The organism is Janibacter hoylei PVAS-1, assembly GCF_000297495.1.
Taxonomy (GTDB): Bacteria; Actinomycetota; Actinomycetes; order Actinomycetales; family Dermatophilaceae; genus Janibacter; species Janibacter hoylei.
This window is the reverse complement of record NZ_ALWX01000025.1, coordinates 19,591-34,298: the sequence shown is the minus strand read 5'-3', so window position 1 is coordinate 34,298 and position 14,708 is coordinate 19,591. Positions and strand designations below refer to the sequence as shown.

The window sequence follows — 14,708 nt, the reverse complement described above, 5'->3', positions numbered from 1 at the left end:
GATCAAACCCTAGGAGATCCATGAGCACGCAGAACACCGCGGGTGACCCCGCGTCCGAAGGCGCGGAGGGCGTGGCCTTCGAGGACCTGCCCGACCGTCCCACGATCCGCAAGGCCGTCGCCGCCTCCGCGATGGGCAATGCCACCGAGTGGTACGACTACGGCGCCTACGCCGTCGTCGCGACGTACATCGGGCACCACTTCTTCCCCGGCGAGCACGAGACGCTGCTGACCCTCGCCACGCTGGCCGTCTCCTTCATCGCCCGTCCCTTCGGCGGCTTCTTCTGGGGCCCGCTCGGCGACCGGCTCGGTCGCAAGGGCGTCCTCGCGATGACGATCATCATGATGTCGGCCGCGACCTTCTGCATCGGTCTGCTGCCCACCTACGAGACGATCGGCATCGGCGCGCCGATCCTGCTGATCATCCTGCGCCTGATCCAGGGCTTCTCGACCGGTGGTGAGTACGGCGGCGCCGCGACCTTCATGGCCGAGTACGCCCCGGACAAGCGACGCGGCCTCTACGGCAGCTTCCTCGAGTTCGGCACGCTCGGTGGCTTCGCCCTCGGTGCCGGCATCGTGCTCGTCCTCCAGCTCGTCCTCGGTGAGGCCGCCATGGAGGACTGGGGCTGGCGTCTGCCCTTCTTCGTCGCCGGCCCGCTCGGTGCCATCGGCCTCTACCTGCGCTCCAAGCTCGACGAGACCCCGGTCTACGAGGAGCTCGACGAGGCCGGCGAGAGCGAGGACTCCGCGACCAAGGGTCTGCGCGACCTCATGGTCGAGTACTGGAAGCCGATGCTGACGATGGCCGGCCTGGTCATCCCGCTCAACGTCGTCAACTACACCCTGCTGACGTACATGCCGACCTACCTCGGCACGAAGATCGGCATGGGTGAGACCGAGTCGCTCGTCGTCATCATCGTCGGCGAGGTGCTGATGATGATGCTCATCCCCCTCGCCGGGCACTTCTCCGACATCGTCGGACGCCGCCCCATGTGGTGGTTCTCGCTCATCGGCCTCTTCGTCTTCGCGCTGCCGATGTACTTCCTCATGGGCACCGGCTTCGTCGGGGCGATGGTCGGCTTCGCGGTGCTGGGTCTGCTGTACATCCCCCAGCTGTCGACGATCTCGGCGACCTTCCCCGCGATGTTCCCCGCGCACGTGCGCTTCGCCGGCTTCGCCGTGACCTACAACGTCTTCACGGCCGCCTTCGGTGGCACGGCGGCCTCGGTCAACGAGGCCGCCGTCGAGGGCACCGGCTTCCTCGAGTTCCCGGCGGCCTACATGATGGGCGCCTGCGTCATCGGCATGATCGCGATGCTCTTCTTCAAGGAGACCGCCGGTGCCTCGCTGCACGGGCGCGACATCCCGGAGTCGGAGCCGGAGGACTACGGCTCCGAGGCGATCGCCGAGGAGTCCGCGGCGCTGGACGCCTGCGGTCGCTGACCGGAGGCACGAGCACGAAGGGAGGTGACCGCGGCGAGTCCGCCGCTCACCTCCCTTCGTCGCTCTCTAGACTCACCCCGTGAACGGTCCCGAGTCACGCGACGCTGCGCACCCCCGCCTGCTGGCCCAGGCGGCCCGGATGCGTGCGCACATGCGCACGGTGCGTCACCCCGGGACCAACGGCTGGATCAGCACGTGGGGCACCAATGCGCACGGGGAGATCGCTGGCTGCCCTCCGCCGAGCGGCTGAGGCGCCCTGCGACGACGGGCGCCGACAGGCAGCCCACCTCTCCTCCACCAGACAGGTCCCACCCATGTCCCAGTCCCCCCGATCCACGAGCCGTCTGGCTCCCCACGAGCTGTGGCGCGGCGTGCACGCCACCGCCCAGAGCGATGCCGTCGGCGGCGCCCTCCTGCTCGTCGCCACCGTCGTGGCCCTGCTCCTGGCCAACTCCCCCGCCACCGACCTCTACACCTCGGTCCGTGACTTCACCATCGGCCCCCACGCCCTGCACCTCGACCTGACGATCGGCGAGTGGGCCGCCGACGGGTTGCTCGCGATCTTCTTCTTCGTCGTCGGGCTGGAGCTCAAGGAGGAGTTCGTCGCGGGCAAGCTGCGCGACCCGCGGCAGGCGGCCCTGCCCATCGCCGCTGCCTTCGGCGGTGTCGCCGTGCCGGCCCTGATCTTCGCCGGCATCGCGGTCTCGTCCGACTCGGAGGGCGCGATGCGCGGGTGGGCCATCCCGACCGCGACCGACATCGCCTTCGCGGTCGCGGTCCTGGCCGTGGTCGGGCGCTACCTGCCCCCGGCGCTACGTGTCTTCCTGCTCACCCTCGCGATCGTCGACGACCTCATCGCCATCACGATCATCGCCGTGGTCTACACGCAGGGCCTGCACCTGCAGTGGCTGCTGCTCGCCCTCGTGCCCCTCGCGGTCTTCGCGGTGCTCGTGCAGCGCGGCGTCATCACGTGGTGGCTGCTCGCGCCGCTCGGCGTGCTGACCTGGGCGCTCGTGCACGCATCGGGGATCCACGCCACGGTCGCCGGCGTGCTGCTCGGTTTCACCGTACCCGTCGTCGCCACCCAGCGGGCTCGGGTGCAGAGCTCGACCGACGAGGACGGGACCCCGGTCTACGACGGTCTGACGGCCTACTTGGCCGACCAGTGGGGGGTCTTCACGACCCTCGTCGCCGTGCCGGTCTTCGCCTTCTTCTCGGCCGGCGTCACCGTCGGCGGGCTCGAGGGCTTCCGCACGGCCCTGCAGGACCCGATCACCCTCGGGATCATCGCGGGCCTCGTCATCGGCAAGCCGGTCGGCATCACTCTGACGTCCTTCGCGCTGAGTCGCCTGCCGGCCTTCGAGCTCGACGAGAGCCTGCGCTGGCCGGACATCATCGGCATGGGTTTCGTCGCCGGCGTGGGCTTCACCGTCTCGCTCCTCGTCGGCGAGCTCGCCTACGGCACGGCCAGCGTCGCCGACGAGCACGTCAAGATCGGCGTGCTGCTGGGTTCGCTCGTCTCGGCGGTCGTCGGTGGTGGTTTCCTCGCCGTCCGCAGTCGCGCCGCGCACGCAGCGGGGGCCACCGCCAGCTGACGAGCTGGATCAGGCCGAGGCCCTCAGCGCGCTGAGCAGCTGGGCCTCGGCCTGGTCGAGGTACTCGCCCAGGGCCTGCTCCGCCGCATCGTGGCGCCCGGCCTCGAGGTGGTCGACGATCACCGTGTTGTGCGCGAGGTAGGGCTCGTGGAAGGTGCGCGGGTCGTCCATCGTGCTGAAGACGAGGCGCATCTCCGCGAGCACCTGTCGCATTGCGTCGTCGAGGCGGCGGCTGCCGGCCAGGAGGGTCAGCTCCCGGTGGAAGTGCATGTTGGCCGAGCCGAGGCCACGCCAGTCTTCGGCCGCGGCGGCGCGTCTCCCTTCGTCGACGGCCGCCCGGACGCCGGACAGGTCGCCTCCGGTCGCGGCGAGCCGGCGCACCGCCGCCGTCTCGAGGATCCGCCGGAAGGCGTACAGGTCGCGCACGTCGTCGGCCCCGAGCGTGCGGACGAAGACGCCGCGGTTGAACTCGTGGACGACGAGACGCTCGTGCCCGAGCAGGTGGAAGGCCTCGCGCAGGGTGTTGCGGGAGACGCCGAGCGCGCCCCCCGATGCGTTCCTCGGACAGGCGGGTCCCCGGCGGCAGGTCGCCCTCGATGATCCGGGTGCGCAGCGCATCCGCCACCTTTTCGCTGGCGCTCGCGCGGCCCATCGACCCCCGCTCGGCCTCGAGTGCTGCGAGCCAGTCCTGCGTCATCCCGTCCACCCCTTCGTCACCGGTACGCCGCGACTGTAGCCGACGAGGGTATTGCCGGATTGTTGAACAATCGCTACTTTGGGTCATCGGGAGCACACCGAGGTGGTCCCGTGAGCGACGAGGAGAACCCCGATGACGCAGGCTCCCAGCCCCGACACCCGCGGCGACGGATCGGTCGTGCCACCGCCCGGCACGGCCGCGACGGCCACGAAGGGCGCGCTCCTCGGGGCGATGTTCCTCATGGCCACGAGCGCGATCGGCCCGGGCTTCATCACCCAGACCACCGTCTTCACCGCCCAGCTCGGCGCCGCCTTCGCCTTCGCGATCGTCATCTCGATCATCGTCGACATCGCCGTGCAGCTGAACGTCTGGCGCGTCATCGGCGTCTCCGGTCTGCGCGCCCAGGACCTCGCCAACAAGGTCATCCCCGGCTTCGGCTACGTGCTCGCCGGACTCGTCGTCTTCGGCGGGCTCGTCTTCAACATCGGCAACATCGGCGGCACCGGACTGGGTGCCAACGCCATGCTCGGCGTCGACGCCAAGATCGGCGGTGCGATCTCCGCGCTCGTCGCCATCGGTATCTTCGTCAGCAAGCGCGCCGGGGTGGCCATGGACCGGATCGTCGTCGTCCTCGGTGTGCTGATGATCGCGATGGTCGCCTATGCGGCCGTCGCGACCGAGCCGCCCTACGGCGAGGCGCTCAAGCAGACCGTCATGCCCGACAAGGTCGAGTTCCTCATCATCACCACCCTCATCGGTGGCACCGTCGGCGGCTACATCACCTACGCCGGCGCGCACCGCATCGTCGACTCCGGCATCACCGGCCCCGAGCGCGTCGCCGAGATCAGCCGCGGATCGATCACCGGCATCCTCGTCACCGGTGTCATGCGGGCGCTGCTCTTCCTCGCGATCCTCGGCGTGGTCGTCGGTGGGGTCAACCTCGTCGGCGTCGACAACCCGCCCGCTGTGGCCTTCGAGTCGGCGCTCGGCACGGTCGGGCTGCACATCTTCGGCGTCATCCTCTGGGCGGCGAGCATCACGAGCGTCATCGGCGCCTCGTACACCTCGGTCAGCTTCCTGACGACCTTCAGCGAGACGATCAAGCGGCACGCGCAGTGGGTCGTCATCGGCTTCATCGTCTTTTCGGCAGCCATCTACCTCTCCCTCGGGCAGACCCCGGCGACGCTGCTCGTCCTCGCCGGTGCGCTCAACGGCCTGATCCTCCCCTTCGGCTTCGGCATCCTCATCTGGGTGGCGCTCATGCGCCGCGACCTGCTCGGCGGTTACCGCTACCCCAAGGTCCTGGCCTACGTCGGGCTCGCCGTGTGGCTGCTGACGATCTACCTCGGCTACGAGTCCTTCAGCGGGATCCTCGACCTCTGGGAGCAGTGAGCCGCAACACCGGCCGAGACGTACGACGACAGGAGCAGATGATGCAGATCGACCTCAATGCCGACCTCGGCGAGAGCTTCGGCAGCTGGACCCTCGGCGACGACGACGCGATGCTCGACGTCGTGACGAGCGCCAACGTCGCGTGCGGCTTCCACGCGGGCGACCCCACGGCCCTGCGGCACAGCTGCGAGGGTGCGGCGGCGCGGGGCGTCGCGATCGGGGCCCAGGTCGGCTACCGCGACCTGGCCGGCTTCGGCCGGCGCTTCATCGACATCGCGCCGGCCGAGCTGACCGATGACGTGCTCTACCAGATCGGCGCGCTCGAGGCCTTCGCCAAGGTCGCCGGGACGCGGGTGCGCTACGTCAAGCCCCACGGCGCGCTCTACAACGCCATCGTCCACCACGAGGAGCAGGCCGCCGCGGTCGTTGCGGCCGTCGTGCAGTACGACCCGACGCTGCCGGTCCTCGGCCTGCCCGGCTCGGCCTGGTTGCGGCTCGCCGGCGAGGCCGGTCTGACGACCGTCGGCGAGGCCTTCGCCGACCGGGCCTACACCCCCGAGGGCACCCTCGTCTCGCGACGCGAGGCCGACGCCGTGCTCCATGACCCCGACGAGATCGCGCAGCGGTGCGTCCGCATCGCGACGAAGGGAGAGGTCGTCGCCGTCGACGGGACGGTGGTCCCGGCCCCGGCCGGGTCGCTGTGCGTGCACGGCGACAGCCCCGGTGCCGTCGAGATCGCCCGGCGCGTGCGTGCCGGTCTCGAGGAGGCCGGGGTGCGGCTCACCCCCTTCGTCGGGGAGGCCGCATGAAGCTGCTGCCCGCCGGCGACACCGCGCTGCTCGTCGAGCTCGGTGACCTCGAGGAGGTCCTCTCGCTCTACGCCCAGCTCGACGAGGACCTGCCCGACGGGGTCGTCGACATGGTGCCGGCCGCCGCGACCCTCCTGCTGACGCTCGACCCGGCCCGTACCGCCGTCGAGCGTCTGTCCCGCACCGTGTCCACCCTGACCGTGGGCACCCACGGCCGGGCCGCCGCCGGTGAGGTCGAGATCCCTGTCGTCTACGACGGGGAGGACCTGGCCGACGTCGGTCGCCTGACCGGGCTGGGTGAGCGAGGCGTCGTCGAGGCGCACACTGCAACGCCGTGGACGGTCGCCTTCTGCGGCTTCGCGCCGGGCTTCGGCTACATGGTCGGCGGCGACGATCGGCTGCGGGTCCCCCGCCGCGACAACCCGCGCACCCGGGTCCCGGCGGGCTCGGTGGCCATCGCCGGCGAGTTCGCCAGCGTCTACCCCCGGGAGTCCCCGGGGGGCTGGCAGCTCATCGGTCGCACGTCACTCGAGGTGTGGGACATCGGGCGCGAGCCGCCCGCGCTGCTCGTGCCCGGCACCACCGTGCGCTACGTCGAGGTGACGTCGTGAGCGCCCCGCGGGCGCTGGAGGTCGTCGCGACCGGGCCGCAGACGACAGTCCAGGACCTGGGCCGGGTCGGGCTCGCCGGGCTCGGCGTGGGCCGCTCCGGGGCCGCGGACCCGGGCTCGCTGCGCCTCGCCAACCGGTTGCTGGGCAACCCGGAGGCGACGGCCGCCCTCGAGGTGACCTTCGGCGGGCTGGAGGTGCGGGCGCGCGGGGGCATGTGGGTCGTCGTCACCGGTGCCACGACGCCCATGACCATCGACGGGCGGCCCGTCGGACACGCAGCCGTGACCTGGCTCCCGGACGGGGCCTCCCTTCGGCTGGGGGCGGCGACAGCCGGCCTGCGCAGCTACGTCGCCGTGCGCGGTGGCATCGACGTGGAGCCGGTGCTGCGCTCACGATCCACCGACACCCTCGCCGGGCTGGGCCCGGCCGTGCCCTCGCCCGGCACCGTGCTGCCCGTGGGAGGGGCACCCTCCGGCGTGCCGCTCGTCGACGTGGCGCCCGTCGCGGCACCGACCACCGGCGAGGTGCGGCTGCGGATCGTGCGCGGACCCCGCGACGACTGGTTCGCCCCCGGCGCCGTGGAGGCCCTACTCGGCGGCACCTACGAGGTCACCTCCGAGAGCGACCGCGTCGGCATGCGACTGTCCGGACCGCGGCTGGAGCGGGCCCGTGAGGGCGAGCTCAAGAGCGAAGGGATGGTGCCCGGCGCCCTGCAGGTGCCGCCCACCGGTCAGCCGACCCTCTTCCTCGCCGACCACCCGGTGACGGGCGGCTATCCCGTCATCGGGGTCGTCGTCACCGCCGACATCGGGCGTGCCGCGCAGGCACAACCCGGGCAGCACATGCGCTTCGTCCTCGAAGGGAGCACCCACCATGGCTGACCTCGACCCGGCAACCCTGATCCCCGAGGAGGCCCGCGCCCGGTTTCGCGCAGGGCTGTCCGTCCCAACCTCCGGCTGGAGCGCCGGCTGGACTCAGGCCAACCTCATCGCGGTCCCCCGCGAGCAGGCCTACGACGTGCTCCTCTTCGCCCAGCGCAACCCCAAGCCCTGCCCCGTCCTCGACGTCACCGAGCCGGGCGAGGTGGCCTGCGAGATCTTCGACGGCGACCTGCGCACCGACCTGCCGGGCTACCGCGTGTACGAGCACGGCGAGCTCGTCGACGAGGTGACCGACGTGCGCGACCTGTGGCGCGAGGACCTCGTCGCCTTCCTCATCGGGTGCAGCTTCACCTTCGAGGCGGCCCTGCTCGAGGCCGGTGCGCCGGTGCGGCACATCGAGACCGGCAACAATGTGCCGATGTACCGCACCAACCGTCCGTGCCGCTCGGCCGGATCGATCGGCGGCCCGCTCGTGGTGTCGATGCGACCGATGCCCGCCGAGCAGGTGGCCACCGCCGTGCGGGTGACCTCGCGCTACCCGGCGGTGCACGGTGCCCCGGTCCACATCGGCGACCCGGCCGCCCTGGGAATCCGTGACCTGGCGGCGCCCGACTTCGGTGACCCGGTGCCGGTGCACGAGGGCGAGGTCCCGGTCTTCTGGGCCTGCGGGGTGACCCCGCAGGCAGCGATCATGGAGTCTCGTCCCCCCTTCGCCATCGGGCACGCGCCCGGGATGATGGCCATCACCGACGCACTCGACAGCGACTACCTCGTGCCCTGAGCCGACTGGCACTCGGCCGCCCACGGTTGCGATCGGGCCATGTCGCCCGGCGGCGTTGGTGCCACCTGGTTGCCCGGAGAAGGGGGACCAGGCGACCGCAACGCCACCGGGCACCGGCACTCAGCTCCGGGCTGACGGGACCCGCACACCCGCCGAAAAGGTAAGAGCCGGACCTACGAAACGTAGGTCCGGCTATGACGATGTCCTGAGACATCACACGGTCGGGCTGACAGGATTTGAACCTGCGACCCCTTGACCCCCAGGCGTCCAAACGGCTCCGACCAAGCCGGATTCCGCGTGATTCCGGGGTCAGATCATGCAGAACACGTCACGGGATGCATGGTTTGCATGATTCTGGTCCCCTTCTGGTCCCCTTCTGGTCCCCCTACGACCGAGCGAGATGATCGCCGCGTGGCTCTTGTCCTGGCGTCCCTCGCTCAGCCCCAACTCGGCTCTCCGGCGGCCGGAACCGCGAAGCGTGCGCGACGATCGTCTGGCCAACAACCTCGCCGAGGCGCACTGGTACGGCGTTGCCGATGAGGCGTCCCAGCACGCTGAAGCGGACGGGCTCGCCCGGAGGTACGAACTTGTACTTGGGTGGGAAGGTCTGCAAGATCGCAGCTTCCCGCAAGGAGATGGCCCGATCCTGCTCGGGGTGACCGAACCGCCCGTTCCCGTACCCGAAGCACTGGGTAGTGATCGTCGGACTCGCGTCGTCCCACGACATCCGGCCATACACACTCGGATACGTGGCGCCCGTGCTCTTCCGATGACAGGCGGCCTGGAGCGCATCGGGCCAGTCGCGCCATGTACCGCCCGGCTTCGAGTGGCGTATCCGTTCAAGGTTGGTTTTACTCAATCGTGACGCGACATGCAGACGGTCTTTCGGGTCTGACTCACCAGCCTCGATCGGACGGAGGCGACCGATGGCCTCCCGCACGGTCCTCACACGCTCGGTGTCTTGCGCCAGCGTGAGGCCGTCAGCGCCCAGCTTGGAGGCGATGAGAACCAGGCGCTTGCGTGTCTGCGGGATGCCCACCCGGACCGCTTGAACGACAGACCACTCAACTGAATAGCCATCCAAGTTCTCCAAGAACTGATCGAAGACGGGATGGTCGAGTAACTGAGGAACATTCTCCATCGTGACCAGATCGGGCTGGACTTCCTTCACGAGCTTGCCGAACGTCTCAACAAGTTGCCAGTCGTCTCCGCGCTTCTTGCTCCTGCCCGACCGGCTGTACGTTGAAAACGGCTGGCATGGGGCGCATCCAGCGATCATGCTGATGTCGGCACCGCCAATCATGGCTGCAACGTCAGACGCCGAAAGTTCATTGACATCACGTTCAATGAACTTGGCCTTGTTATTGGCCTCGTAGGGATACTTGCACGCCGGGTCGATATCGATGCCCGCAACAACTTCGATACCTGCCTGGACGAGGCCGTATGTCAGGCCGCCAACTCCGCAGAACAGATCGACGGCACGAATCGTCGGAGCGTTCTCGCCCTCACTCATCAAGCGACCACTCCTTCCGTCTCCATCTGCTCTTTGCTCTTCGCAATCTCGACCTGGATAAAGCTCACGAAACATCCAACTGCTTCTCTCAGATAGTCTCCGACCGCAGTAGCGAGGACCTTGAGCTCCGCTACCGTCACGCCATCGCTGCAGTCAACGAATGACAGCGACCCATGAGCAAGTCCGTTGCGACGGTTCTTAACTAGTTTGAGGGCGCCCATGTCATCTCGAATGTGACGCTTTGCCGCTTCGAGGACATCAGGTGAGAGCGTCAGGCCACAGCCAACTCGTTCACATATCTTCTCAATCGAAGAGTCGTCCCAGTTTCCGCCCCCACCAGGTTCGATCTTGAACCCTTTGACAGGCATCTGCTGCAACAACTGCTCGCACAGATCAAGTGCCGCTTGCAGACGTTTGTCCGGCCCCAGATCGCTATGAGTGCGCGCGATCGAACGCACCCACTCAGTTCGGAGACCAATGCTTAGCTCGCTCGGACGCCGTTCCGCTTCCTCGACGGCGGCGACAACCGCTTCCAAGCATCGGAGCACGGTGGCTTCTACGAGGTTGTAGAGCTGTAGGTAGAGACTTGAGTTGAGAATCTTCTTCTGCTCAGTGGTGATCGGAGCGTCGGTTCCACGCAGGCGGGGTGTGCCCTCGCGGGCGGCATCCTCGACGTTCTGCAGAAAAGAGAGGTACGCCTCTATTTCTTCGTACCTCTCCTCAAAAAACGGAGCAAGATCAATCGTCGCCATGCCCCACCAGCTTGTGCTTCACGAAATCAATACGTCCGCGAAGGCGAGCGATCGCATTCGCACCGTCCGAACTCGTGATCTTCTGGAACTCCGGCAGACCAATCCAGGAGGCGACATCAATCTGGTCGGCCGGGCGGTCGGCAAGCTCCGGCATCTCAGCCAGTGCCCGGTCAACGCCGATAGCAATCGACTCGAATCGCGTCCGCGGCGTGGCCGTGCTCTTCTCGGCTTTACGGAATCCGAACGGGAAATTGCGTGACACAAAATCAAGAACAGCATTGAACCGCTGGCGATATGCGTCCGCCAGGTCCGGGTTTGAAGCGAACTCTTGATTCATCTTCTTTGAGTAAGTGAAGAGGAAGTCGGAAGGCCGGTCTCGATAGCCGTCAAGACCGTCTCCGTAAGCGAAGAGTCGCGTGACGAGTTCCTCGTAGCCACGCTCTCTCTTGGCCTTCGCTGGCATCGGCGCGAGCTGGGCAAGGAGCGGCACGTTAGCAAGTTCAGTTACAACGTCCAGGAACGGCCCAGCGAGAGCGCCACGACGAATCTCTGCATTGTTGGCGATCTTGCTGCCCGTGTTGATGCGCTCAAACATGTCGAGCCGCGCCGCCTCATCGGCATGCTCATTCAGAACGATGCCGCGAACTGATCGGTTCTTGATCTTTCGCTGCCTCGACTCGGGGAGGTCATCGAAACGGAATCCCGACAGATGTGTCAGAGGATCAAGTTCGCCAAGCTGGAATCCGCCGTAAATGAACTCTTCGATAGTGCGCAGTCTCTGCGAGCCGTCAACGATTTCCAGCCGCCCGTCCGGCATCTCCCAGAAGAAGATGAACGGAATCGGAAGACCCATAATCAATGACTCAATGAACCGAGACTTACGACGCTCCTCCCAGGTGAACTCGCGCTGATACGCGGGCACGACATATTCGCCGTCGCGGACCTTCTGGGCCAGCAGCTCGACGGAATACTCCGTGAGGAAGAAGTCGATTCGTTTGGACTGCTCAACGATCTGCGCTTCGGCAAGCTCGATCTGCTCCGCAGTCGGTCGATCCTTGGACCGCGCCACCATCGCACCTCCTCCTTCTGCTTGCTTCACCTCCGACAGGTAGGCCTTGCCTCTAGGCTACCGGGGCGCTGCCCTTGCCACCGCGACGACAGGCGGGCGAACCCCAAGCCCACGTCACAGGATGCCGGGTGCCTCCGACATCTGTCGGCTGCCCTCGCCCTCCCCCACGTCGGCGACTCGTCGGACCCTCCGTTCCTGTGCTTGGACGAGCACGAGCTGGACGAGGCTGACCGGCCCGATCCAGAAGAACTTGAGGGCGTTCCACGCGAACAGCAGGACCAGCAGGTAGAGAGGACCGGGGCCTTCCCGCAGGATGATCGTGTGGCAGATCGCTGTGGCGTAGTAGTAACCGCCGCCCAGGAGCAGCATGGCGGGGATGCCCCACTTCAAGCCTCGACGGCGGTAGCGGATGGCGCCGAGCAGCAGGTTCGTGGGCGCGTACTGGAAGACGCCGTAGCCTCGTTCGCTCAGGTTCATGGATTGGCGAATCATTGCGGGCCTCTTTCCTCGTCATAGCGCGACGTGTTCCGTCGTGGAGGCGGCTATGAACCGAGTGCCCGCGAGGGGCCGTCCCGAAGGACCCGCGTAGTTTGCTGAACCTGCCTCATCTCACAGTCTACGACTGACGTGTGACGGAGGGAACCCCTCGCTGAGCGCAAGAGCGTGTACCTCGTCGGTGACCTTGGAGCGAGAGGACACCGATCATGGCGACGATGGCCGAGCAGGTACAGGACGAGCGGCAGGCGCGAGCCGTGCTGTCGATGATCGCCGAGCCGAACGACCCAGCCACCGGCATTGTCCTCGCCCATCACGGCGGCGTCGAGACGCTGCGCCTGATCCAGGCCGACGACGACGTGCCCTGTCTCGCTCGCGCCGAGGCGCTGATGTGGCGCGAGCGGCTTACCGAACGGATCACGCCCGGCCTGCTGGATCAACTGGCGCAGGCGGAGCGGCACGGGTTCGGCACGCTCATTCCTGCCGACAAGGAGTGGCCCGCCGGCCTGAACGACTTGGGCGATCGTGCTCCGTACCTGCTGTGGATGCGCGGGGCGGTCTCGTTCCTGATGACGCCACTGAGCGATCGAGCCACGATCACCGGCTCTCGTGCCTCAACCCAATACGGCGAGCACGTCACGGGCGAGCTGGCGATGGGCCTGGCCGATGAGGAACGGGTCATCGTCGCCGGTGGCGCTTACGGGATCGAAGGGGCCGCGCACAAGAGCGCGCTGGCCGCGGGCGGTCAGACGATCGCGGTCCTGGCCGGTGGGCTGGATCGTCCCTACCTGGCCGGACATTCCGAGCTGCTGAACCGGATCGGGGATATCGGGCTGCTGGTCAGCGAACTGCCACCCGGCTCTGCGCCGACAAAGCACAGGTTCCTCGCCCGTAGTCGCCTGTTGGCGGCACTGTCGGGTGCGACCGTGATCCCCGAGGCCGGGCCTCGATCCGGGTCGATGACCACGGTCATCGACGCACGCGACCTCGGCCGGGGCGTCGGCGCCGTGCCTGGTCCGCTGACCAGCGTCGCGAGCGCCGGACCGAACGTACTCATCAAGCAAGGATTCGCCTCGCTCGTCACGCAGCCCAGCGACGTGATCGACCTTCTCGACGCCGACCCGAGCCCAGGTCGGGCCATGACCCGACCCGAGATCGGACGCGAGTTCGGGCACCGGCGGCCGTCACGGAGCACGCCCGGACGCTCTCTCTGAGTTCGAGGTGCCCGCGCCGAGAACGCCGCGCGGGTGCTCCGCTCTGCTTCTGAGATAGTCTTGGGGCTATGGGGTCACCTGAGTCAGACAGAGCAGGGCTGCCGGCACGCCGGTAGCCCTGGATGCTGACGTTCTTCCCCACCAGCCTCGTCGCACGCGCGCCCTGAGTCGTCGCGTCCGTTGAGCCCGTGCATCCGAAACACCGGCCGTGCCTTTCGCACCCGTATTCGTCTCATGTTTCGGAAAGCACTCTCATGCCCTTCTTGCTGTATCTACTTGCCCTCGCCGTCTTCGCTCAAGGAACTTCCGAGTTCGTCTTGGCTGGCCTGCTACCGGCTATCGCCACCGAGCTTGGCGTCTCACTGAGTCAGGCCGGTCTCCTGACCTCCGCGTTCGCGGTCGGAATGGTCATCGGCGCGCCGGTGATGGCCGCTAGCGGCCGGAGCTATCGCCGCGGTGGACCATGACCGGGTTCCTCGCCGTCTTCGTGGTCGCACATGTCGTCGGTGCCGTCACTGGGTCGTTCGTCATTCTCATCCTGACCCGGTTTGTCGCTGCGTTGGCGAACGCCGGGTTCCTTGCCGTCGCTTTGTCGACGGTCGGCCAGATCGTTCCCGCCCACCGGCGCGCACGCGCCCTGGCTGTGATCCTCGCTGGCACCACGCTCGCGCTGATCGCCGGTGTTCCTCTCGGGGCTCTTGTCGGTGAGGCATTGGGATGGCGCACGACCCTGTGGGCCATCGCTATCATCTGCGTACCCGCACTTATCGCGGTGGTCACGGCGACGCCGACCCGGCCTGACCCGACTGCAGTAGCCACCGCACCGACAACGTTGGGTGCAGAGCTCTCGGTCTTGCGTCGGCGCCCGCTACAAGTCGTCGTGGTCCTGGCGATCTTGGTCAACGGAGCGACGTTCTGCACGTTCACCTACTTGGCTGTGATCGCCGCTGGACCGGGTGGCATCGGTGACCGGGCGGTGCCGGCGCTCCTGGCATTGTTCGGCATCGGCGCCTTTGCTGGTGTCACCTTGGCCGGCCAGCTCGGAGACCGTCACTGGCGCCCGCTGATCGCGATAGCGAGTCCGCTCCTGCTTGTCGGCTGGGCGACTCTCGCCCTGGCACCGACGAGCCCCGCTCTGCTGTGGGTTCTAGCCTTCACACAAGGCGCTCTTTCCTTCACCGTCGGCAGCGCGCTGATCGCCCGGATCATGGCCGAGGCGGAAGCAGCCCCAACGATGTCTGGGTCGTTCTCTACTGCGGCACTCAACATCGGGGCGATCATCGGCCCCATTGCTGGCGGTCTCGCCCTCAACCTCGCCGGAACACGCGGCATCGCTCTGACCAGTGCCATATTCGTCGGCCTCGCTCTGCTTCTGTGGTGGTACCGCACGAGGGCGCATCGGGAGCGTGTCAACTAGGACGGTGGGTCGTCGGACGACACGCATCACTGGGATTCGA

General features: G+C 67.6%; 14 protein-coding genes and 1 pseudogene. 10 read left to right on the top strand and 5 right to left on the bottom strand.

The features are described 5' to 3' along the window. Window positions 1-20 precede the first annotated feature (20 nt). The 3 genes from B277_RS06935 (at window position 21) to nhaA (ending at window position 3,037) form a co-directional block, all read left to right on the top strand. Window positions 21-1,442 carry an MFS transporter gene (locus B277_RS06935; RefSeq protein ID WP_007926579.1) on the top strand — a complete coding sequence of 474 codons (1,422 nt, stop codon included), beginning with the start codon at window positions 21-23 and terminating at the stop codon, window positions 1,440-1,442. Between the two features lie 79 nt (window positions 1,443-1,521). Beyond that, window positions 1,522-1,692 carry a hypothetical protein gene (locus B277_RS17410; RefSeq protein WP_007926578.1) on the top strand — a complete coding sequence of 57 codons (171 nt, stop codon included), beginning with the start codon at window positions 1,522-1,524 and terminating at the stop codon, window positions 1,690-1,692. Between the two features lie 64 nt (window positions 1,693-1,756). Beyond that, window positions 1,757-3,037 carry a Na+/H+ antiporter NhaA gene (gene nhaA / locus B277_RS06930; RefSeq protein ID WP_040881051.1) on the top strand — a complete coding sequence of 427 codons (1,281 nt, stop codon included), beginning with the start codon at window positions 1,757-1,759 and terminating at the stop codon, window positions 3,035-3,037. Between the two features lie 9 nt (window positions 3,038-3,046). Here nhaA and B277_RS06925 read toward each other — a convergent pair whose 3' ends face one another. Continuing rightward, a complete protein-coding gene (locus tag B277_RS06925) occupies window positions 3,047-3,655 on the bottom strand; it encodes a GntR family transcriptional regulator (RefSeq protein ID WP_202948418.1) in 609 nt (202 codons plus the stop codon). Window positions 3,656-3,866: 211 nt separating this feature from the next. Here B277_RS06925 and B277_RS06920 point away from each other — a divergent pair, with 211 nt between their 5' ends. From B277_RS06920 to B277_RS06900, 5 genes are read left to right on the top strand one after another with little or no spacing between them, the layout of a single operon-like run. Further along, window positions 3,867-5,126 (top strand): NRAMP family divalent metal transporter, encoded by a 1,260-nt coding sequence (locus B277_RS06920; protein ID WP_007926573.1) that lies wholly within the window; start codon window positions 3,867-3,869, stop codon window positions 5,124-5,126. 38 nt (window positions 5,127-5,164) lie between these two features. Further along, window positions 5,165-5,935 (top strand): LamB/YcsF family protein, encoded by a 771-nt coding sequence (locus tag B277_RS06915; protein WP_007926571.1) that lies wholly within the window; start codon window positions 5,165-5,167, stop codon window positions 5,933-5,935. Continuing rightward, entirely contained in the window at window positions 5,932-6,546 is a 615-nt protein-coding gene (locus B277_RS06910) for a 5-oxoprolinase subunit B family protein (protein ID WP_007926569.1), read from the top strand. The genes B277_RS06915 and B277_RS06910 overlap by 4 nt, the downstream gene beginning before the upstream one ends. After that, complete coding sequence (locus B277_RS06905; RefSeq protein ID WP_007926566.1) at window positions 6,543-7,427, top strand: 5-oxoprolinase subunit C family protein; 885 nt, start codon at window positions 6,543-6,545, stop codon at window positions 7,425-7,427. The genes B277_RS06910 and B277_RS06905 overlap by 4 nt, the downstream gene beginning before the upstream one ends. Beyond that, the gene (locus B277_RS06900; protein ID WP_007926563.1) at window positions 7,420-8,208 is read left to right on the top strand and encodes a putative hydro-lyase; all 789 of its coding nucleotides are present in this window, start codon (window positions 7,420-7,422) and stop codon (window positions 8,206-8,208) included. The genes B277_RS06905 and B277_RS06900 overlap by 8 nt, the downstream gene beginning before the upstream one ends. Window positions 8,209-8,593: 385 nt before the next feature. Here the strand turns inward: B277_RS06900 and B277_RS06895 are convergent, their stop codons facing one another. From B277_RS06895 to B277_RS06885, 4 genes are all read right to left on the bottom strand, one after another. Beyond that, complete coding sequence (locus tag B277_RS06895; protein WP_007926561.1) at window positions 8,594-9,721, bottom strand: DNA cytosine methyltransferase; 1,128 nt, start codon at window positions 9,719-9,721, stop codon at window positions 8,594-8,596. Continuing rightward, window positions 9,721-10,473, bottom strand: coding sequence for an MAE_28990/MAE_18760 family HEPN-like nuclease (locus B277_RS16700; RefSeq protein WP_083853677.1), 753 nt, complete (start codon window positions 10,471-10,473; stop codon window positions 9,721-9,723). Before B277_RS16700 ends, B277_RS06895 begins: the two co-directional genes overlap by 1 nt. Next, window positions 10,460-11,572: a DUF262 domain-containing protein gene (locus B277_RS06890; RefSeq protein WP_202865230.1), complete on the bottom strand. Its 1,113-nt coding sequence runs from the start codon at window positions 11,570-11,572 to the stop codon at window positions 10,460-10,462. The genes B277_RS16700 and B277_RS06890 overlap by 14 nt, the downstream gene beginning before the upstream one ends. Window positions 11,573-11,656: 84 nt before the next feature. Next, entirely contained in the window at window positions 11,657-12,034 is a 378-nt protein-coding gene (locus B277_RS06885) for a hypothetical protein (RefSeq protein ID WP_051987926.1), read from the bottom strand. A 221-nt stretch (window positions 12,035-12,255) separates the two neighbouring features. On the opposite strand from B277_RS06885, the gene B277_RS06880 reads away from it, so the two are divergent. Both B277_RS06880 and B277_RS06875 read left to right on the top strand, forming a co-directional pair. Then, the gene (locus B277_RS06880) at window positions 12,256-13,251 is read left to right on the top strand and encodes a DNA-processing protein DprA (RefSeq protein ID WP_238148118.1); all 996 of its coding nucleotides are present in this window, start codon (window positions 12,256-12,258) and stop codon (window positions 13,249-13,251) included. Window positions 13,252-13,505: 254 nt separating this feature from the next. Further along, a pseudogene (locus B277_RS06875) lies at window positions 13,506-14,668 on the top strand (Cmx/CmrA family chloramphenicol efflux MFS transporter). The last annotated feature ends 40 nt before the right edge of the window (window positions 14,669-14,708 follow it).